The organism is Pseudomonas sp. AL10, assembly GCF_029960685.1.
In the GTDB taxonomy this organism is placed as follows: Bacteria; Pseudomonadota; Gammaproteobacteria; order Pseudomonadales; family Pseudomonadaceae; genus Aquipseudomonas; species Aquipseudomonas lactis.
The window spans coordinates 23,062-41,726 of sequence record NZ_JASBQZ010000010.1 but is presented as its reverse complement, the minus strand read 5'-3'; the positions used below and the strand labels follow the sequence as shown (position 1 = coordinate 41,726).

The window sequence follows — 18,665 nt, the reverse complement described above, 5'->3', positions numbered from 1 at the left end:
AAAAGGCAGGATTGTAGCATTTGACTCACAGATGAGGAGTCACCCATGCGTATCAATCCCCCCCTTGTAGCATTGTCCGTCGGTGCCTTTGGCATCGGGGTCACAGAGTTTGCCCCTATGGGCATGTTGCCCGGTATCGCCGCTGATCTTGATGTCTCCATTCCCGCTGCGGGCCTGTTGGTGAGCGCCTACGCCATGGGCGTGTTGATTGGCGCGCCGATCATGACCCTGGCGACGGCCAGGGTGCCCCGCCGTTATCTGCTGATCGGGCTGATGGCGATTTTTACCCTGGGTAATTTGCTGTCAGCGTTGGCCAGCAACTACCAGACGCTGATGATCGCCAGGCTGGTGACGTCGCTTAATCATGGAGCGTTCTTTGGGATTGGCTCGATTGTGGCCGCAAGCCTGGTGGCGCCCGAGAAGCGCGCGGGCGCTGTGGCGGCGATGTTCATGGGGCTGACCCTCGCAACCATTGGCGGCGTGCCCCTGGCGACCTGGTTTGGCGAGAACTTCGGTTGGCGTACCGCGTTCTGGGGCATCAGTGGGCTCGGCGCGGTGGTCATGGCGGCGCTGTGGTGGGCATTGCCCAATACTCCCGCGCCCAAGGGTGGCGGGCTGATGGCGGAAATCCGTGTGCTGGGTCGCGGGCCGGTGCTGGCCGCGTTGGCGCTGACCGTGGTGGGCTCGAGTGCGATGTTTACGGTATTCACCTACATCGCGCCGATTCTGCGCGACGTCACCCACGCTTCGACCAACTTCGTCACCGGGATGCTGGTGCTGTTCGGAGTCGGGCTAACCCTGGGCAATGTGTGGGGTGGCAAGTCTGCGGACCGCTCGGTGGACCGCACCCTGATCATCTCGCTGGTGGTGTTGATTGCCGTGCTGTTGGCCTTCTCGGTCCTTATGCAGTGGCCGCTGCCTGCGGCGCTGTCGATCCTGCTGTGGGGCGCTGCCAGCTTTGCCCTGGTGCCGCCGTTGCAGATGCGGGTGATGGAGGCAGCAAAGGACGCGCCTAACCTGGCTTCGGCGATGAACATCGGTGCGTTCAATTTTGGGAATGCGATTGGTGCGGCGTTGGGGGGTGCGGTGATCAATGCCGGGTTGGGCTATCCGGCCATTTCACTGGCAGGCGCGATCATGGCTGGGCTGGGTTTGCTGATGGTGCTGGGTTTGGGCTGGCGTGCGCGGCGTGCAGGTTTGCGGACTTGCCCGGAAGCGGTGCAAGCGTAAGTACACGCTGGAAAGCCCCACCCAACTGCCTTATAACTACGCCCTCCAGTCAAGGAGACGCGTAATGAAAACCATGGTAGTTGGCGCCAGCAAAGGCCTGGGCAAAGCCCTGATCGAAGGGTTGGGCGAAGCCGGGGATACGCTGATCGGTGTATCCCGCAGCCGTCCTGACCAGCTCAACCACAAGGCTGACGTGCAGGTGCATTGGATCGAAGCCAACCTGGCCGAACCCGCCAAAGCTGCTCAGACCATTGAAGCTTCGGTGGTCGAGAGCGGGCTGGATACCCTGATCTACAACCTGGGTATCTGGGAAGAGTTTGCCTTCGATCCGGCGTACAACTTTTTGGCCGACAGTGATGAGCAACTCGAAGCCATTGTCACGTGCAATATCACCTCTACCCTGTTGCTGATCAAACGCCTGCTGCCGGTGCTGCTCGGCAGCGCCAACCCACGGATCATCCTGACCGGCTCCACCTCCGGCCTGCCGCAAAGTGGTCGCCCAGAGGTGGCCTTCGGTGCCTCCAAGTTTGCGCTGCGCGGGATTGCCGATGCCTTGCGTGAAGGTTATCGGCATCAGCGCCTGGGCGTGACCTGCCTGAACCTCGGTGACCTGAACACCGAAGACCCGTTGAGCACACCGATCACAGTGGCGGCGCAACGCGGTGAAGGTCAGTTGATCCCTGTACATGACGTGGTGCAGGTGGTGCGCATGACGCTGAGCTTGTCCTCGGCCAGCTTCGTCAAGGACATCACCTTGCCGGCGATTCTGGATGAGCGGTTTTAGACGGGGAAGAACGTCTGTGGCTATCGTCTAGACTTCATGCACCTTTCAACCCGAGGAGCCTTGCGATGAACAACAAGAATACGATTTGCCTCTGGTACAACGGCGATGCCCTGGAGGCAGCGACCTTCTACGCCAACACCTTCCCCAACAGCGAAGTAAAGGCCGTACACCGTGCGCCTGGCGACTACCCGGCCGGCAAGCAGGGCGATGAGTTGACCGTGGAATTCACCGTGCTGGGTATCCCCTGCGTGGGCCTCAATGGCGGCCCCATGTTCAAGCACAGTGAGGCGTTTTCCTTTCAGGTCTCCACGGATGACCAGGAGGAAACCGACCGCTTGTGGCATGCCATCATCGACAACGGTGGGCAGGCGAGTGCTTGCGGTTGGTGCAAGGACAGGTGGGGGCTGTCGTGGCAGATCTCGCCGAGGGTGTTGGTCAATGCAGTTACCAGTAAAGATCCTGCCGTCGCCAAGCGTGCATTTGAAGCGATGATGACCATGTCCAAAATCGACATCGCTACCATCGAAGCCGCCATTGCCGGGAACTGAACTGTGGGAGCGGGCTTGCTCGCGAAGGCGATGTATCCGCCACACATGTGAAAACTGACCCACCGCTTTCGCGAGCAAGCGCGCTCCCACATGAAGGCATAGGTATATGCTCAACCGTAACCACGATGCGAAGCGAGCCGCTCTTGATCTTGCTCTGCTTTTGATCTTAAGCGCCCCGTCAAACCACGCTGGCCGGAATTCGACAGGGATTTGGGGGGTAAACCGGCAGGGATGCCGGCGGATTACGGGCACACCGAGCCTAAGCGAGGTGCCGAGTGGTGGGGCAAGAGCCTTTTGCTTACTTTTGGCTGGGCCGGCATTCCGGCTCTTTTCAAAAGTGAGCCGCTGTCAGAGCGGAACCCTAAGTGGCCGTTACCTAAATAACGGATATGTACTCGGCCTGAGCCAACATTCCGGCAGACTTTCAGGCCGTCTTCGCAGGCAAGCCAGCTCCCACATTTCACAGGGCATCAGGTAGATAAGCGTTGGCTGTCAGGCCGCCTTAGCGAGCAAGCCCGCTCCCACAGTTTGATTGCGCGCCTTCCCCCCATGCGGCAAAAAAAGTCATCCAACGGACGCCCAGTTGCGACACCGGCGATACCGGCCTATGTTCCAAGCCATGCTGTTTTTTTGCTGTCCCTCGCCCTACGCCCATCCCGTAACCAGGAGACGACATGCCCACGCCTTCCCGCCCTGCCGTACTCGAGCTGATCGGCAATACCCCGCTGGTCAAGGTCAGCCGCTTCGATACCGGCCCCTGCACGCTGTTTCTCAAGCTTGAATCGCAAAACCCCGGCGGTTCCATCAAGGACCGCATCGGCCTGGCGATGATCGACGCTGCCGAGCGCGATGGTCGTTTGCGCCCTGGCGGTACCATCATTGAAGCCACCGCCGGTAATACCGGCCTGGGCCTCGCGCTGGTGGGCCGGGCCAAGGGTTACCGGGTGGTGTTGGTGGTGCCCGACAAGATGTCCACGGAAAAGGTGCTGCACCTCAAGGCCATGGGCGCCGAGGTGCATATCACCCGCTCCGATGTGGGCAAGGGCCATCCCGAGTATTACCAGGATGTGGCGGCACGTTTGGCCAAAGATATTCCAGGCTCGTTCTTCGCCGACCAGTTCAATAACCCGGCCAACCCCTTGGCCCACGAGACCAGCACCGCGCCGGAGATCTGGGCGCAAACCCAGCACGATGTGGACGCGATTGTGGTGGGCGTCGGCTCGGCCGGCACCCTCACCGGCCTCACGCGTTTCTTCAAGCGCGTGCAACCCGAGTTGGCCATGGTACTGGCCGACCCGGTCGGCTCGGTAATGGCCGAATACAGCCGCAGCGGCAAGTTGGAAACCCCAGGTTCCTGGGCGGTGGAAGGCATCGGCGAGGACTTCATCCCCTCGATCGCCGACCTGTCCAGCGTGCGCCACGCCTACTCCATCAGCGATGCCGACAGCTTCGACCACGCCCGCCAATTGCTCAAGGCCGAAGGTATCCTCGGCGGCTCATCCACCGGCACCCTGCTCGCCGCTGCCTTGCGCTACTGCCGCGAGCAAACCGAACCCAAGCGCGTGGTGACCTTTGTCTGCGACACCGGCACGCGCTACCTGTCGAAGGTTTACAACGACCAGTGGATGAACGACGCCGGCCTGTTGCAGTACAAGCACTACGGCGACCTGCGTGACCTGATCGCGCGCCGCTTCGAAGACGGCCGCGTGATCAGCGTAAGCCCCGACGACACCCTGCTTACCGCCTTCCAGCGCATGCGCCTGGCGGACGTGTCGCAACTGCCGGTACTGGTCGATGGCCAGACACTGGTGGGCGTCATCGACGAGTCCGACATCCTGCTGGGCCTGCACCATGACGCCGCGGACTTCTCCATGACCGTCGCCAGCGCCATGACCAATACGCTGCACACCCTGGCCCCCAGCGCCAGCCTGGCCGAACTTCAGGCCGAGCTGGATCGCGGCCTGGTCGCCATCATTGCCGACGCCTCAGGCTTTTATGGCCTGATCACCCGCGTCGACCTGCTTAACCACCTACGGAGATCCCTTGCATGAGCCAGCCCGATAAAAGCGCGTTTGCCACCCGTGTGATCCACGCCGGGCAGTCACCCGACCCGACCACGGGCGCGCTGATGCCACCGATCTACGCCAACTCCACCTACCTGCAGGACAGCCCCGGCGTGCACAAGGGTTTTGACTATGGCCGCTCCCACAACCCCACGCGTTTTGCCCTGGAACGCTGCGTGGCCGACCTTGAAGGCGGCAGCCAGGCGTTTGCGTTTGCCTCGGGGCTGGCGGCGATCTCCACTGTGTTGGAGCTGCTGGATGCTGGCGCGCATATCGTCTCGGGCAACGACCTGTACGGCGGCACCTTCCGGCTGTTCGACAAGGTGCGCCAGCGCAGTGCCGGGCACCGCTTCAGCTATGTCGACCTCAGCGACTTGTCAGCCTTTGAAGCGTCATTGCAGGACGACACGCGCATGGTCTGGGTCGAAACCCCTAGCAACCCGCTGCTGAGCCTGACCGACCTGCGGGCCGTGGCCCGCATCTGCCGTGCCCGCGGGATTATCTGCGTGGCCGACAACACCTTCGCCAGCCCCTGGATCCAGCGCCCGCTGGAGCTGGGCTTCGACATCGTGGTGCACTCCACCACCAAATACCTCAATGGGCATTCCGATGTGATCGGTGGTATCGCTGTGGTTGGCGACAACGCTGAATTGGCCGAACGCCTGGGCTTCCTGCAAAACTCCATCGGCGCCATCGCCGGGCCGTTCGATGCCTTCCTGACCCTGCGCGGGGTAAAAACCCTGTCGCTGCGCATGGAGCGCCATTGCAGCAATGCCCTGGACCTGGCCACCTGGCTGGAACAACAGCCGCAAGTGTCGCGGGTTCACTACCCAGGTTTGGAATCCCACCCACAGCACGACCTGGCGAAACAGCAGATGCGCGGGTTTGGCGGGATGATTTCAGTGGACTTGAACAGCGACCTGGCCGGCGCGACGCGCTTTCTGGAAAACGTGAAGATCTTCGCCCTGGCCGAGAGCCTGGGGGGCGTGGAAAGCCTGATCGAACACCCGGCAATCATGACCCATGCCAGCATCCCGGCGGCGACGCGAGCGCAATTGGGCATTGGCGATGGACTGGTGCGGTTGTCGGTGGGGGTTGAAGATGTGGAGGATTTGCGCGCCGATCTGGCGCAAGCCTTGGCCCACATCTAACCGCCATGATCGTTCCCACGCTCTGCGTGGGAATGCCACCCGGGACGCTCTGCGTCCCCAAGCGTGACGCAGAGCGTCACCGGATGCGTTCCCACGCGGAGCGTGGGAACGATCAGTGTGGGTCAGCCTTGGGTGATGTTGGCCCGCGCTGCATGCAGCTTCTTGTAGCTATCGATCAAGCGCAAATGCCGGTCCAGGCCTTCCAGCTTCATGCTGGTCGGCGTCAGCCCATAAAAGCGCACGCTGCCGTTAACCGAACCGATCACCGCGTCCATGCGCTCATTACCGAACATGCGCCGGAAGTTGGCCTCGTAATCGGCCAGTTCCAAGTCGTCATCCAACTCCATCTCCAGCACCGCGTTCATCGCCTGGTAAAACAACCCACGCTCAACCGTGTTGTCGTTGTACTGCAGGAACATCTCCACGCACTCCTTGGCCTCTTCATACTGCTGCAAGGCCAGGAAGATCAGCAGCTTGAGCTCCAGGATGGTCAGTTGGCCCCACGCCGTGTTGTCATCGAACTCGATGCCAATCAACGTAGTGATATCGGTGTAGTCGTCCAGCTCGCTTTCTATCAGGCGCTCGACCAACGCCTGCAACTCCTCCTCGTTGAGGCGGTGCAGGTTAAGGATGTCTTCGCGGAAAAACAGCGCCTTGTTGGTGTTGTCCCAGATCAGGTCGTCCACGGGGTAGATTTCCGAGTAGTCCGGCACCAGGATGCGGCAGGCGGTAGCGCCGAGGTGCTCATACACCGCCATATACGATTCTTTGCCCATGCCTTCGAGGATGCCGAACAGCGTGGCGGCTTCCTGGACATTGGAGTCTTCGCCCTGGCCGGAGAAGTCCCACTCGACGAACTCATAATCGGACTGGGCACTGAAGAAGCGCCACGACACCACGCCGCTGGAATCGATAAAGTGCTCGACGAAGTTGTTCGGCTCGGTGACCGCCTGGCCTTCGAAGGTCGGCTGCGGCAGGTCGTTCAAGCCTTCGAAGCTGCGGCCTTGCAGCAGCTCGGTGAGGCTGCGTTCCAGCGCCACTTCCAGGCTGGGGTGCGCGCCGAACGAAGCAAACACGCCGCCGGTGCGCGGGTTCATCAAGGTCACGCACATCACCGGGAATTCACCGCCCAGGGACGCATCCTTGACCAGCACCGGAAAGCCCTGGGCTTCCAGGCCTTCGATGCCCGCCAGGATGCCTGGGTACTTGGCCAACACTTCGGCGGGTACATCTGGCAGCGCAAATTCGCCTTCGATGATTTCGCGTTTCACCGCCCGCTCGAAAATCTCCGACAGGCACTGCACCTGGGCTTCGGCCAGGGTGTTGCCGGCGCTCATGCCGTTGCTCAGGTAGAGGTTTTCGATCAGGTTGGACGGGAAATACACCACCTCGCCATCGGACTGGCGCGCGAACGGCAGCGAGACAATCCCACGGGCCTCATTGCCGGAGTTGGTGTCGAACAGGTGCGAACCGCGCAGCTCGCCCTCGCGGTTGTAGACTTTCAGGCAGTAGGCATCGAGGATTTCACTCGGCAACTCATCGTTGGAGCCCGGCCGGAACCAACGCTCGTCCGGGTAATGCACGAACGGCGCGTTGGCCAGATCCTCGCCCCAGAACTGGTCGTTGTAGAAAAAGTTGCAGTTCAGGCGCTCGATGAACTCGCCCAGCGCCGACGCCAGCGCGCCTTCTTTCGTCGCGCCCTTGCCGTTGGTAAAGCACATCGGCGAATGGGCGTCGCGGATGTGCAGCGACCACACGTTGGGCACGATATTGCGCCACGAAGCGATCTCGATCTTCATGCCCAGGCCGGCGAGAATCGCCGACATGTTGGCGATGGTCTGTTCCAGTGGCAGGTCCTTGCCGGCAATGTAGGTGCCCGCCTCGGACGTGGAGTTGGGCATCAACAGCGCCTGGGCATCGGCGTCGAGGTTCTCGACTTCCTCAATCACGAATTCCGGCCCGGCCTGCACCACTTTCTTCACGGTGCAGCGGTCGATGGAACGCAGGATGCCTTGGCGGTCCTTGTCGGAGATGTCCGCGGGCAATTCGACCTGGATCTTGAAAATCTGATTGTAGCGGTTTTCCGGGTCGACGATGTTGTTCTGCGACAGGCGAATATTCTCGGTGGGAATATTGCGCGTCTGGCAGTACAACTTCACAAAGTACGCCGCACACAACGCCGACGAAGCCAGGAAGTAGTCGAATGGCCCAGGCGCCGAGCCATCGCCCTTGTAGCGGATGGGCTGGTCGGCAATGACCGTGAAGTCATCGAACTTGGCTTCAAGCCGAAGGTTGTCGAGAAAGTTGACCTTAATTTCCATGCGGGCACACCAGAATAACGAGCTAAACAAATTGGCCGCCATTATGAAGCGTTTCGCCGGGAAGTCTCAGGGATTTGCGTATGGGCTGCCGATCGGTGCTAACTTCCAACTAGTTAGATAATGTTCACCTCTGCCAGGACAGGCCATGGAACCGATAGCGACGAACGCCGCACTGTTGATCATCGATATGCAAAAAGGCATGGCCGATCCCACCCTTGGCCGCCGCAACAACCCAGACGCTGAGCTGCACATACAGCAATTGCTCAATGCCTGGCGCCAGGCGCAACGCCCGATCATTCATGTGCGGCATATATCCCGCGCTGACGCTTCGGTGTTCCGGCCAGGCCAACCCGGCTGTGAGTTCCAGGATGCGCTGCACCCCCTGGCCCACGAGCATGTGGTGGAAAAAAACGTACCGGATGCGTTCAGCGCCACGGGCCTGGAGCGCTGGCTGCACCTGCGCTCGATCCAGCAGTTGGTGATCGTCGGCGTCATCACCAACAATTCAGTGGAGTCCACCGCACGCTCGGGCGGCAACCTGGGGTTCGACGTGATCGTGGCGGCGGATGCGTGTTTTACCTTCGACCAAACCGACTTGTCGGGGCGCCTGTGGGCGGCAGAAGATGTGCATGCTTTGTCGCTCAGCAACTTGGCGATGGACTATGCAAGGGTGTTCCAGACGAGTGAAATCCTGGCCAATCATTAATAAGCAATGCAGACATGCATCAGGGCAAACGCACGATGGCGACCGCTTGCCGGCCTGGACGGTTAAAAGACCCCGGCATCCTCCAGCATTTGCGGCAACGCTTGCGGCCATACCGTATCGCTCGTTGCGCGCAGCGCCTCTGCCGACCACCAGCGATGGTCCGCCATCACCTGTGCCTCCTGCTGCGTCCACTCGGCCCTGGATAACGCCTCGCTGGGCGCATGCACAACGAAGTACCGCTCAACCGCCAGCACCGTTTCGCCGCAGGGTAGCATCAAGGTCACGTTGCGCTCTGCTACACATTCCCCGACGCTGCTGACCGTGATACCCGTCTCTTCGCGCAACTCACGAATCGCGGCGCTGTGAAAGGTCTCCCCGGCCTCAACGCCACCGCCCGGCGTGGCCCAGTAATCCTGGCCGGCCAAGGCGCCTTCTTTGTGCACGAAGCGAAACAGCAACACTTGCTGTGCAGGGTTTATGACCAGTAATCGTGCCGCTTTGCGTTCACGCATCAGATTGATTCCTTTCTATGACTGCTGAATTCATCCAGCTCAGAAACGCCCGTAGGCGTGTCGTAAATGCCTGGCCCTCGGCGCTCGGGTTGCGTGCCTCAAACAGGAAGTAGGCGATTTGCACGCGCATGGTCGGGTAATGCTGAACAAACAGGCCGACGTACTCTTCCAGGGTTTGCGGCCAGGTTTGCGCATCTTGCGCTCGCAGAGTGTGGGTGGCGCGGATCAAGGCCCGCGATGCTTCCCGCTGCAAGCGATGGCGTACCTGCTCAGTGCTGGCCTGTTCGATACCTACCAGATACGCCGTGAGCGCCTGTTCAAAATCGCCGTTGACCGCCAGGGCAATGGCGCAGGACGGGCGAAACGGTTCGAAGTGCAGTGACAGGTCTTCGCCCCAGATACAGCGGCAATGATGTTTGAGCCAGAAGCCCCAACTGTTTCGGTTTTCGGGCGCCAACACCTGGGCGCGGTGGCCGATGTCGAAGTCGATCTTGGTGACGCTCGGATGCCGTTGCTCCAAAGCGAGTCGGGCCGACTCCAATTGTTCAAGCACCGGCGCATTCGGTGGTTCGACCAGTATCAGCGAAAGGTCAAGATCAGAAACGCCGATCTCACCTTCACCCCGTGCGATGCTGCCATATAGGTAAATCCCGTGCAGCCCCAGTTCTGGCCGGGACAAGGTAGCGCAGATGTCCGTCAGCAGGGGCTGGAACTCGGGTTGTATAGGCCGATCGGCAACGGTGAGGATATAGCCGTCGACATCAATGCCTGCAGATTTTTGGGTGTTCACGGGCGGTGCACCTCAATCACCAGACCTTCCTCTTCACTCGGCACACTGAAATGGCGAGTGATCAGGTCGAACTCGGCATCGGTGGCGGCAAAATCGTGCTCACCCCGGGCGTTGCGCGCGTGCAGGCGCGCACGACAGGTGGCATCGTCCAGCTCCAGGTAATGCAGGCAGTGCGGCACCTTGGCTGCCTGGGCCAGGCCGAGCAACCATTGACGATTGACGAGGGTGTTGGCCGGAAAATCCAGCACCACATTGACGCCGCATGCCAACAGATCGATCACCAGCGGCTCAAGTACCCCACGAACCCGCTGGGCACAGCGCAGGTAGTCGGCAATGCTCAGGATCTCACCAGGGTAGAGACTGGCCAGCCACTGGTCTTCGCTGAGCACAATGGCCCCATGCTCGGCAGCCAGGGTTTTGGCGAGTGTGGACTTACCGGAGGCGATCTTGCCGCATAACAGGTGCAGGGTTGGCATAAAACGATTCCTTGTTGTGGCCAAACAGGATGAGTCATGACGCTGGCGTCGTAAACACATCCAGGTACATCTGCCAGGAAACATCGCCATCTCTCAATGAACTTTCTGACAAATGACAGGCTCCTTTCCTATGCGAAGTCAGCGCGCCCTGAGTCCAGGGTGCAGAACGATAAGGAGCCGCCACCGACATGACTACCCTCCCCACTTACCCCGTCGTCAGGCCCGGGCCGTTGCACGGGACTTTGCTTGCCGGCACCGTGCCGTTGTTTCTCGGAGCCTTGCTCAGTGATATCGCCTACGGCCAGACCTACCAGATCCAATGGGCCAATTTTGCCTCCTGGCTGATCGCTGGAGCCTTGGTGTTCTGTGGCTTTGCCCTGCTGTTTGCGCTGGTCAACCTGGTGCGTGCCGAACACAAGGGCGGACGCCCGGTGGCGTACTTCCTGCTGTTGCTGGGCACTTGGGTGCTAGGGCTGGTGAACGCCTTTCAGCATGCCAAGGATGCCTACGCCATGATGCCTGCTGGCTTGGTGCTGTCGGCGATTGTCACCGTGCTGGCGATTGTCGCCACCTGGCTCGGCTTGACCAACCTGCGCTCAGGAGCTGCCCGATGAAACCACTCAACACACTGACCCTGCTCAGCGCCGCCCTGTTGCTGAGTGCCTGTGGCGGCGAAGGTGACAAGACCCAGGCACGCGGCCCTGACCCCAAACTGCCCGAGCAACAAAGCAGCCTGTTGCCGAGCATGAAGATTGCCGAGCCCACACCGTGGGGCGAACAAAAGCCCAAGGTGCCCGAAGGCTACAGCGTGACCGCCATCGCCAAGGACCTTGCGATCCCGCGCCAGACCCTGGTGCTGCCCAACGGCGATATCCTGGTGGCCGAAGGCCGTGGCGGCAGCGCGGCCAAGCTCAAGCCCAAGGACGTGATCGCCAGTGTGATCAAGGCCCAGGGCAACACCCAGGTCAAAGGCGGCAACCGCATTACGCTGCTGCGTGACGCCGACGGTGACGGCACCTATGAACTCAAGACCGTGTTCGCCGATAACCTCAACGCCCCTTACGGCCTGGCATTCGCCGACGGCAAGCTGTATGTGGCCAACCAGGATGCACTGGTGCGTTTTGACTACGCCGACGGCCAGACCAAGGCCAGCGCGCCACCGGTCAAAGTCACCGACCTGCCGGCGCAGATCAACCATCACTGGACCAAGTCGTTGGCCGTGAGTGAGGACGGGCGTCAGCTGTATGTGGGCATCGGTTCCAACAGCAACATCACCGAACGCGGCATGGAAGTGGAGATCGACCGTGCGATGGTCTGGCAGATCGACGCGGCCACCGGCGCGCACAAACCCTACGCCACGGGCCTGCGCAACCCGACGGCGTTGACCATCCAACCGGGTTCCGGGCAACTGTGGACGGTGGTCAACGAGCGCGATGAGCTGGGCCCCGACCTGGTGCCGGACTACCTGACGTCGGTGCGCGAAGGTGCCTTCTACGGCTGGCCCTACAGCTACTGGGGCCAGAACGTCGACCCCCGCGCACAACCGCAAAACCCGGCCAAGGTGGCTGCGGCGATCAAGCCCGATTACAGCCTGGGTTCCCACGTGGCCGCTTTAGGCGTGGATTTCTCCATCCCCGCCCTGGGTGAAAAATTCGCTGACGGCGTGTTTGTCGGCGAGCACGGCAGTTGGAACCGTGACAACCCAGTGGGCTATAAAGTGATCTTCGTACCGTTCAGCAACGGCAAGCCGGCGGGCGAGCCCATCGACTTTGCCACCGGCTTTCGCGGCGACGACGGCAAAACCCGTGGCCGCCCGGTTGGAGTGACCGTGGACCCCAAAGGCGCGCTGATCATTGCTGACGACTTGGCCAATACTGTTTGGCGAGTCACACGTAACCAATAATCGAGGAACTACGCAAAGAGGTAGTGAGACTGATGTGTAGGCGGTTTTGATCCAACATGCTGTTCGGCTGTCAGGCTGACATCGGGCGCACACAAGGTCTGTGCCAGGCGCTGATTTTGTGGGCAATACGTAACCAATGTGGGAGCTAGCTTGCCTGCGAAAGCGGTGGTTCAGTCGCAGATCCAGTGACTGACAAACCGCCTTCGCGAGCAAGCCCGCTCCCACAGGCCCACCGTCATTTGATCGCTGTGTGATACCTGGCCGTTACCGCAACACAGCAGCAGCCCCGCTACACGCCTGCCCCGCCCGCTCACAGATCTCCCAGCCGCCCCCCAGCGCCTTATAGATCCCCACCACCGCCAAGCGCTGCTCCGTGCGCGCCGCGGTCAATGCGCGGCGGCTGGTGAAGTCGGCACGTTCAGCCTCAAGCACATCCAGGTACACACCCTCGCCTTGCGCAAACCGCTCGCGCGCAAAGCTGGCGGCCTCACGATTGGCGGCCGCCTCCAGCAGCCGCAAGCCCAGGGTGTTGCCGGCCGTGCGGTTGGCCTGGAACGCATCATCGGTTTCCTGCAGGGCCCGCAACACGGTCTGGTCATAAGCGATCAAGGCCGCCTGGGTGCGCGCCTCGCTGGCGGCAATCCGCGCACGTACGCGCCCGGTGTCCAGCAGCGACCAGCGAATCACCGGCGCGATAAAGTTCGACTGCATGCCCGCATCGCCCAGGGCGCTGAGGCTTCCGGCCAGCAAACCGATGGAGCCCTGCACCTGAATGTCCGGATACAAACCAGCGGTTTCCACGCCGATCTGCGCGGTCGCGGCCGCCAGCGTGCGTTCGGCCGCGGCGATGTCGGCGCGGCGCGCCAGCAAGCCAGCTGGGTCTCCCACCTGCAGCGTGCGCAGGTTCAAGGTTTCACGCCCAGGCCGGGCCTGCGGTGGCTTGAACCCTTGAGGCGCTTGCCCCAGCAGCACCGCCAGCGCGTTGGTTGCCCTGGCGCGACGTCGCTCCAGGTCAGGCGCTACCGCCTCCACATTGCGCAACAAGGCCTCGGCGCGCAGCCGGTCGAATTCGGTGGCGGCGCCGACGCTGACCATCTGCCCCACCAGGCCCAGGCTGTCGCGCTGGCTCTGGCTGATATCCGCAACCACGGCCTGCTCGGCTTCGATGCCTTGCAGGTCAAACCAGGTGGCCGCGACAGTCGCCGCGACGCTCGCTTGCACGTTGCGCAATAACGCCTGACGCGACCCCGCCTGGGCCTGGGCCGCCTCCACCGAGCGACGCACGCGGCCAAACAAGTCGATTTCCCAGGCCGCATCCACCGCCGCGCGGGTGGTTTCAATGGAGCGCTGCTCGCCGAACGGGGTCTGGACCTCGCTGCGCTTGCGATGCTCGTAGCCCAGGGCGGCGCCGCCGCTGGGCAGGAAGCCTTGGCGGCTTTCACGCAGCAGCGCCTTGGCTTCGTCCAGGCGTGCGGCGGCGATGCCGATGTCGTGGTTGGCCGCCAGTGCCTGCTGGATCAATTGGCTCAGTGCCGGCTCATCAAACACCTGCCACCACTGCACCTCCACCTCGCCCGGACCAAGCCCGGCAATGGGCGCGCCAAAGCTCGTCGCCCGTTGCGCAGCGGGCAGCACCGGCGCGGAATAGTCCGGCCCCACCGAACCGCAACCAGCCAGCAGGGTCAACGACAACACAAAAGCTGGATACGCCTGTTTCATGATGCGCTCTCCTTTAGCTGCACCTTAGGGCTCGCCCCCTGGCGCTCCACGCGCAGCGCCAGGCTGCGCATCACCACATAGAACACCGGCGTCAGGAACAGGCCGAACAGCGTCACGCCCAACATCCCGGCAAACACCGCAACCCCCATGGCATGGCGCATCTCGGCACCGGCGCCACTGGCAAACACCAGCGGCACCACGCCGGCGATGAACGCCAGAGACGTCATCAAAATAGGCCGCAGGCGCAACTGACACGCGTGGATCACCGCTTCCAAGGGGCTGGCGCCTTCGGCTTCGAGGCTGCGGGCAAACTCGACAATCAGGATGGCGTTCTTCGCCGCCAGGCCCACCAGCACCACCAACCCGATCTGCACGAACACGTTGTTGTCGCCGTCCACCAGCCACACGCCGAGGATTGCGCTGAGCAGGCACATGGGCACGATCAGCAACACCGCCAACGGCAGCAGCCAACTGTTGTACTGCGCGGCGAGGATCAGATACGCCAGCAACACACACAGCGGGAAAATAAACAGGGCCGATGACCCGGCAAGTTTTTGCTGGTAGGTCAGGTCTGTCCATTCATAGGTCACGCCCTCGGGCAGTACCTCCTGGGCCAAGCGTTCCATAAGCGCAACCGCCTGCCCCGAGCTGACCCCTGGCATCGCGCCGCCAGAGATATCCGCCGACGGATAGCCGTTGTAGTGAATCACCCGGTCAGGCCCGGAGCTCGGCGTGACCGTGACAAATGCCGACAACGGCAGCATGTCGCCGGCGGCATTGCGCACCTGCAGACGGCCGATGGCTTCGGCCTGCATGCGGTGGTCTGCATCGGCCTGTGCCGTGACTTTGTAGGTGCGGCCAAACCGGTTGAAGTCGTTGACATACAGCGACCCCAGGTAGACCTGCAGCGACTCGAACACATCCGCCAGGCGCACGCCCTGGCTCTTGACCTGGGTGCGGTCGATGTCGACATTCAGTTGCGGCGCGTTGACGTCCAGGCTGGTCATCAACCCGGCCACCTGGCCTGACTCAGTGGCTTTGGTCATCAGCATTTGGGTCTGCTGCACCAACGCCTCAAGCCCGACGCCGCCACGGTCTTCGACCTGCAGCTTGAAGCCCCCGGTCACCCCGAGCCCCGGTACCGGCGGCGGTGGGAATACGCCGAGGAAGCCGTCGGGGATGCTCGCAAACTTGGCTTGCAGGCGCCCGGCGATGGCGACCGCTGCCATATCCGGCGAGGTGCGCTCCTTGAACGGATCAAGCATGACGAACATTACCGCCGCATTCGGGACGTTGACGAAACCGTTGACCGACAGCCCCGGGAACGCCACCACACTCTCGACCCCCGGTTCATCCAGGGCGATTTTCGACATTTGCCGCACCACCGCATCGGTACGCTCCAACGAGGCCGCGTTCGGCAGTTGGGCGATGCCGACCAGATAGTATTTGTCTTGCATCGGCACGAAGCCGGCCGGTACCGCGTTGAACCCAAACCAGGTCAACGCCAGCAAGCCGCCGTAGGCCAACAGCGCCACGCCGCGGCGGCCGACAACCTTGCGCACGGTGTTGCCATAGGCTTGCGGCGCACGCTTGAACGGCCGGCCCAGTACCTCCAGCAGCCGCGTGGCGCGACCGCGCAGGCTACGCGGGTCGGGCGCCACGGCGGCATGCCGCGGCCGCAACAACAGGCCGGCCAGCGCCGGGCTGAGGGTTAACGAGTTGACCGCCGAGAGGATGGTGGAAATCGCGATGGTCAGCGCAAACTGCCGATAGAACTCGCCTTGCAGGCCGCTGAGAAACGCGGTGGGAATGAACACGGCCGCCAGCACCGAGGTGATCGCAATGATAGGGCCGGTGACCTCGCCCATGGCCCGTCGTGCAGCTTTCATCGGCTCCTCGCCGTTCTCGATATGCCGCTCGACGTTCTCGACCACCACGATGGCATCGTCGACCACGATGCCAATCGACAGCACCAGGCCGAACAGCGACAAGGTGTTGAGGGAGAAGCCCATCAGGTGCATGACCGCGAAGGTGCCGATGATCGACACCGGCACGGCCATCAAGGGGATCAGCGACGCGCGCCAGTTGCGCAGGAACACCACCACCACAATCACCACCAACAGGATAGCTTCCATCAGCGTGATGGCCACCGACTCCAGCGAAGCGCGCACAAACACGGTGGGGTCGTAGGCAATCCGCGACACCAGCCCTTCCGGGAAGTTGGCCTGCAGGCGCTGCATGGTGTCGCGCACCGACTGCGCCACATCGAGGGCGTTGGCCCCAGGGCTCTGGATGATCTGCAAGGCCACCGCCGGCTCGCCGTCCAACAGGCTGCGTAGCGCGTAGGCATCGGCGCCCATCTCGATACGGGCCACATCGCGCAAACGCGTGACCTGACCGTTATCGCCGGTGCGAATGATGATGTCGCCAAACTGCTCTTCGTCCGTCAAGCGCCCCAGGGTATTGACCGTGACCTGAAAGGCCGCAGTGGAATCCGGCGACTGGCCGACCGAGCCCGCCGCCACTTGCACGTTCTGCTCGCGCACGGCGCCAATCACATCGCCGGCGGTCAAGCCACGGGCGGCGATCAGGTCCGGGTCGAGCCACAGGCGCATGCTGTATTCACCCGCGCCCCACACCAGCACATCGTTGATCCCCGGCAGCCGCGACAACTCATCGCGCACCTGCAGGTAGGCATAGTTGGAGATGTAGAGCGGGTCATAACGTTGGTCCGGGGACAGCAGGTGGACCACCATGAGGATGTCCGGCGAGGTTTTCTGCGTGACCACGCCCAGGCGCTGTACCTCTTCGGGCAAGCGCGGCAAAGCCCGCGACACACGGTTCTGCACCTGGATCTGGGCCATATCCGCGTTGGTGCCCTGGGCGAAGGTCGCGGTCAGGATCATGCGGCCGTCGGTGGCCGACTGCGAGGTCATGTAAAGCATGCCCTCGACCCCGGTGATCACCTGTTCCAGCGGCGCTGCCACTGTCTCGGCAATTACCTGCGGGTTGGCCCCCGGATACGACGCAGTCACTTGCACCGTGGGCGGCGTGACGGCGGGGTATTCGCTCAACGGCAAATGGAAGAAGGCCACGATGCCGCCGATCATCATCAACACCGAGAGGACGATGGCGAATATCGGTCGGTCGATGAAAAAGCGTGGGAAGCTCATTGCACGCCCCCCACCGCCAGCGGCGCCTCAAGCGGCTTGCCCTCGATGCTGGCGGCCAGTGGTGTTACCTGCATGCCCGGCCGCACCAGGCCTTTGACGACAATGCGCTCGCCCGGTTGCAGGCCCTGTTCGATGACCCGCAGGCCGTCGACCACCGGGCCCAGTTCGACCGGGCGGTATTCGGTCTTGTCACCCTCACCCACTACCAGCACATAACGGCGGCCCTGGTCGGTGCCGATGGAATGGTCGGCAATCAACACCCGGGGTTGCGCCGTGCCGGTATCCAGCTTGACCTTGGCGAACAGCCCCGGCGTCAAGCGTCCATCCGGGTTCGCCACCACCGCACGCACGCGCACGGTGCCGGTCTTGCGGTCGGCCGAGTTGGCCAGAAAGTCCACGCGCCCGGCGCGTGCATAGGTGGTGTCATTGAGCATTGCCACCATGACCTTGGCGGCTTGTTCACCCTTGGACCCGGCATGCTGCCGCGTCGCGGCCAGCGAATGCAGGTAGGTGCGTTCATCCACATCGAAATACACATGCAAGGGGTCGATGGAGACAATTGTGGTCAGGGGTGTTTCCCCACGGGTGACATAGTTGCCTTGCGTCACCAGTGCGCGGTCGATGCGCCCGCTGATAGGCGCGGTGACGCGGGTGTAGCTCAGGTCCAGTTGGGCCGTGTCTAGCGCCGCCCTGGCGGCTTCCACCTGGGCCCTGCCGGCATTCAGCGAAGCAACGGCGGTGTCGAGGCGATCACGCGCCACCACCTTCTTGGCAAACAACTGCTCGGCGCGGCCATGCTCGGCCTGGGCCAGTGATGCATTGGCCTCGGCCTCGCGCAAGCGCGCCTTGGCGGCGTTCACTGCCGCCTGGAACATGCGCGGATCGATCACAAACAACGGGCTGCCCTTGGCCACGAACTGGCCTTCGGGCACGCTGACACTTTGCAGATAGCCACTGACTCGCGGGCGCAATTGAACTTGGTCGATGGCGGTCAATGAACCGGTGTACTCCACAAACGGCGTCACCGCCCGCGCCACCACCTGGGCCACCGGCACACCAGGTGGCTGAGCGGCTGCGGCTGGCGGCGCCTTGTCCGAGCATCCGCCCAGCGTTAACGCTACGGCCAACGCGCCGGCAATCAGGCTTACTGGTTTGGTGTACATCGTTCACCCTCCTTGGAATTTTCAAGACAAATCGACACTTGGGGTTTTTATCCGGCTTGCCATACTGGGAAGGTCAAGCGCTATAAAACCGGGGGTGTGTTTTGTCTGAGAAATATCTGGAGGGTT

The 18,665-nt window shown here is 62.3% G+C and carries 15 protein-coding genes; 8 read left to right on the top strand and 7 right to left on the bottom strand.

What is annotated here, in order from left to right; all coding sequences use genetic code 11:
• Window positions 1-45: 45 nt before the first annotated feature.
• The 5 genes from QK296_RS12810 (at window position 46) to QK296_RS12790 (ending at window position 5,776) form a co-directional block, all read left to right on the top strand.
• Entirely contained in the window at window positions 46-1,230 is a 1,185-nt protein-coding gene (locus QK296_RS12810; protein ID WP_034135712.1) for an MFS transporter, read from the top strand.
• 64 nt (window positions 1,231-1,294) lie between these two features.
• Window positions 1,295-2,014, top strand: a complete 720-nt coding sequence (locus QK296_RS12805; protein ID WP_003191630.1) for an SDR family oxidoreductase — start codon at window positions 1,295-1,297, stop codon at window positions 2,012-2,014.
• A gap of 65 nt (window positions 2,015-2,079) precedes the next feature.
• A complete protein-coding gene (locus QK296_RS12800) occupies window positions 2,080-2,562 on the top strand; it encodes a VOC family protein (protein WP_003191632.1) in 483 nt (160 codons plus the stop codon).
• Between the two features lie 674 nt (window positions 2,563-3,236).
• Window positions 3,237-4,613 (top strand): cystathionine beta-synthase, encoded by a 1,377-nt coding sequence (locus QK296_RS12795; protein ID WP_034134969.1) that lies wholly within the window; start codon window positions 3,237-3,239, stop codon window positions 4,611-4,613.
• Window positions 4,610-5,776 (top strand): cystathionine gamma-synthase, encoded by a 1,167-nt coding sequence (locus QK296_RS12790; protein ID WP_094774667.1) that lies wholly within the window; start codon window positions 4,610-4,612, stop codon window positions 5,774-5,776. Before QK296_RS12795 ends, QK296_RS12790 begins: the two co-directional genes overlap by 4 nt.
• A 122-nt stretch (window positions 5,777-5,898) precedes the next feature.
• On the opposite strand, the gene QK296_RS12785 is transcribed toward QK296_RS12790, so the two are convergent.
• Window positions 5,899-8,097, bottom strand: coding sequence for an OsmC domain/YcaO domain-containing protein (locus QK296_RS12785; RefSeq protein ID WP_282391001.1), 2,199 nt, complete (start codon window positions 8,095-8,097; stop codon window positions 5,899-5,901).
• Between the two features lie 145 nt (window positions 8,098-8,242).
• Between QK296_RS12785 and QK296_RS12780 the strand changes: the two genes are divergently transcribed.
• Window positions 8,243-8,803, top strand: a complete 561-nt coding sequence (locus QK296_RS12780; RefSeq protein ID WP_003191639.1) for a cysteine hydrolase family protein — start codon at window positions 8,243-8,245, stop codon at window positions 8,801-8,803.
• A gap of 62 nt (window positions 8,804-8,865) precedes the next feature.
• Here QK296_RS12780 and QK296_RS12775 read toward each other — a convergent pair whose 3' ends face one another.
• From QK296_RS12775 to QK296_RS12765, 3 genes are read right to left on the bottom strand one after another with little or no spacing between them, the layout of a single operon-like run.
• Window positions 8,866-9,315, bottom strand: coding sequence for an NUDIX domain-containing protein (locus QK296_RS12775; protein ID WP_003191640.1), 450 nt, complete (start codon window positions 9,313-9,315; stop codon window positions 8,866-8,868).
• Window positions 9,308-10,105 (bottom strand): nucleotidyltransferase domain-containing protein, encoded by a 798-nt coding sequence (locus QK296_RS12770; RefSeq protein WP_057711790.1) that lies wholly within the window; start codon window positions 10,103-10,105, stop codon window positions 9,308-9,310. The genes QK296_RS12775 and QK296_RS12770 overlap by 8 nt, the downstream gene beginning before the upstream one ends.
• Entirely contained in the window at window positions 10,102-10,581 is a 480-nt protein-coding gene (locus QK296_RS12765; RefSeq protein ID WP_057711789.1) for an ATP-binding protein, read from the bottom strand. The genes QK296_RS12770 and QK296_RS12765 overlap by 4 nt, the downstream gene beginning before the upstream one ends.
• A 188-nt stretch (window positions 10,582-10,769) precedes the next feature.
• Here QK296_RS12765 and QK296_RS12760 point away from each other — a divergent pair, with 188 nt between their 5' ends.
• Window positions 10,770-11,195 (top strand): DUF2231 domain-containing protein, encoded by a 426-nt coding sequence (locus QK296_RS12760; protein ID WP_003191643.1) that lies wholly within the window; start codon window positions 10,770-10,772, stop codon window positions 11,193-11,195.
• Window positions 11,192-12,484, top strand: a complete 1,293-nt coding sequence (locus QK296_RS12755) for a sorbosone dehydrogenase family protein (protein ID WP_003191644.1) — start codon at window positions 11,192-11,194, stop codon at window positions 12,482-12,484. Before QK296_RS12760 ends, QK296_RS12755 begins: the two co-directional genes overlap by 4 nt.
• A gap of 264 nt (window positions 12,485-12,748) precedes the next feature.
• Here QK296_RS12755 and QK296_RS12750 read toward each other — a convergent pair whose 3' ends face one another.
• The 3 genes from QK296_RS12750 to QK296_RS12740 are packed head-to-tail and all read right to left on the bottom strand — an operon-like array spanning window position 12,749 to window position 18,539.
• Window positions 12,749-14,203: an efflux transporter outer membrane subunit gene (locus QK296_RS12750; RefSeq protein ID WP_003191645.1), complete on the bottom strand. Its 1,455-nt coding sequence runs from the start codon at window positions 14,201-14,203 to the stop codon at window positions 12,749-12,751.
• Window positions 14,200-17,376, bottom strand: coding sequence for an efflux RND transporter permease subunit (locus QK296_RS12745; protein ID WP_282390996.1), 3,177 nt, complete (start codon window positions 17,374-17,376; stop codon window positions 14,200-14,202). Before QK296_RS12745 ends, QK296_RS12750 begins: the two co-directional genes overlap by 4 nt.
• A complete protein-coding gene (locus tag QK296_RS12740; protein WP_282390994.1) occupies window positions 17,373-18,539 on the bottom strand; it encodes an efflux RND transporter periplasmic adaptor subunit in 1,167 nt (388 codons plus the stop codon). The genes QK296_RS12745 and QK296_RS12740 overlap by 4 nt, the downstream gene beginning before the upstream one ends.
• Window positions 18,540-18,665: the final 126 nt, after the last annotated feature.

What these genes read in the sequence shown, in the direction of transcription:
- QK296_RS12765 (WP_057711789.1), bottom strand. Translation starts at nt 10,581, where the DNA reads ATGCCAACCCTGCACCTGTTATGCGGCAAGATCGCCTCCGGTAAGTCC.
- QK296_RS12760 (WP_003191643.1), top strand. Translation starts at nt 10,770, where the DNA reads ATGACTACCCTCCCCACTTACCCCGTCGTCAGGCCCGGGCCGTTGCAC.
- QK296_RS12780 (WP_003191639.1), top strand. Translation starts at nt 8,243, where the DNA reads ATGGAACCGATAGCGACGAACGCCGCACTGTTGATCATCGATATGCAA.
- QK296_RS12795 (WP_034134969.1), top strand. Translation starts at nt 3,237, where the DNA reads ATGCCCACGCCTTCCCGCCCTGCCGTACTCGAGCTGATCGGCAATACC.
- QK296_RS12740 (WP_282390994.1), bottom strand. Translation starts at nt 18,539, where the DNA reads ATGTACACCAAACCAGTAAGCCTGATTGCCGGCGCGTTGGCCGTAGCG.
- QK296_RS12800 (WP_003191632.1), top strand. Translation starts at nt 2,080, where the DNA reads ATGAACAACAAGAATACGATTTGCCTCTGGTACAACGGCGATGCCCTG.
- QK296_RS12755 (WP_003191644.1), top strand. Translation starts at nt 11,192, where the DNA reads ATGAAACCACTCAACACACTGACCCTGCTCAGCGCCGCCCTGTTGCTG.
- QK296_RS12785 (WP_282391001.1), bottom strand. Translation starts at nt 8,097, where the DNA reads ATGGAAATTAAGGTCAACTTTCTCGACAACCTTCGGCTTGAAGCCAAG.
- QK296_RS12775 (WP_003191640.1), bottom strand. Translation starts at nt 9,315, where the DNA reads ATGCGTGAACGCAAAGCGGCACGATTACTGGTCATAAACCCTGCACAG.
- QK296_RS12805 (WP_003191630.1), top strand. Translation starts at nt 1,295, where the DNA reads ATGAAAACCATGGTAGTTGGCGCCAGCAAAGGCCTGGGCAAAGCCCTG.
- QK296_RS12810 (WP_034135712.1), top strand. Translation starts at nt 46, where the DNA reads ATGCGTATCAATCCCCCCCTTGTAGCATTGTCCGTCGGTGCCTTTGGC.
- QK296_RS12750 (WP_003191645.1), bottom strand. Translation starts at nt 14,203, where the DNA reads ATGAAACAGGCGTATCCAGCTTTTGTGTTGTCGTTGACCCTGCTGGCT.
- QK296_RS12790 (WP_094774667.1), top strand. Translation starts at nt 4,610, where the DNA reads ATGAGCCAGCCCGATAAAAGCGCGTTTGCCACCCGTGTGATCCACGCC.
- QK296_RS12745 (WP_282390996.1), bottom strand. Translation starts at nt 17,376, where the DNA reads ATGAGCTTCCCACGCTTTTTCATCGACCGACCGATATTCGCCATCGTC.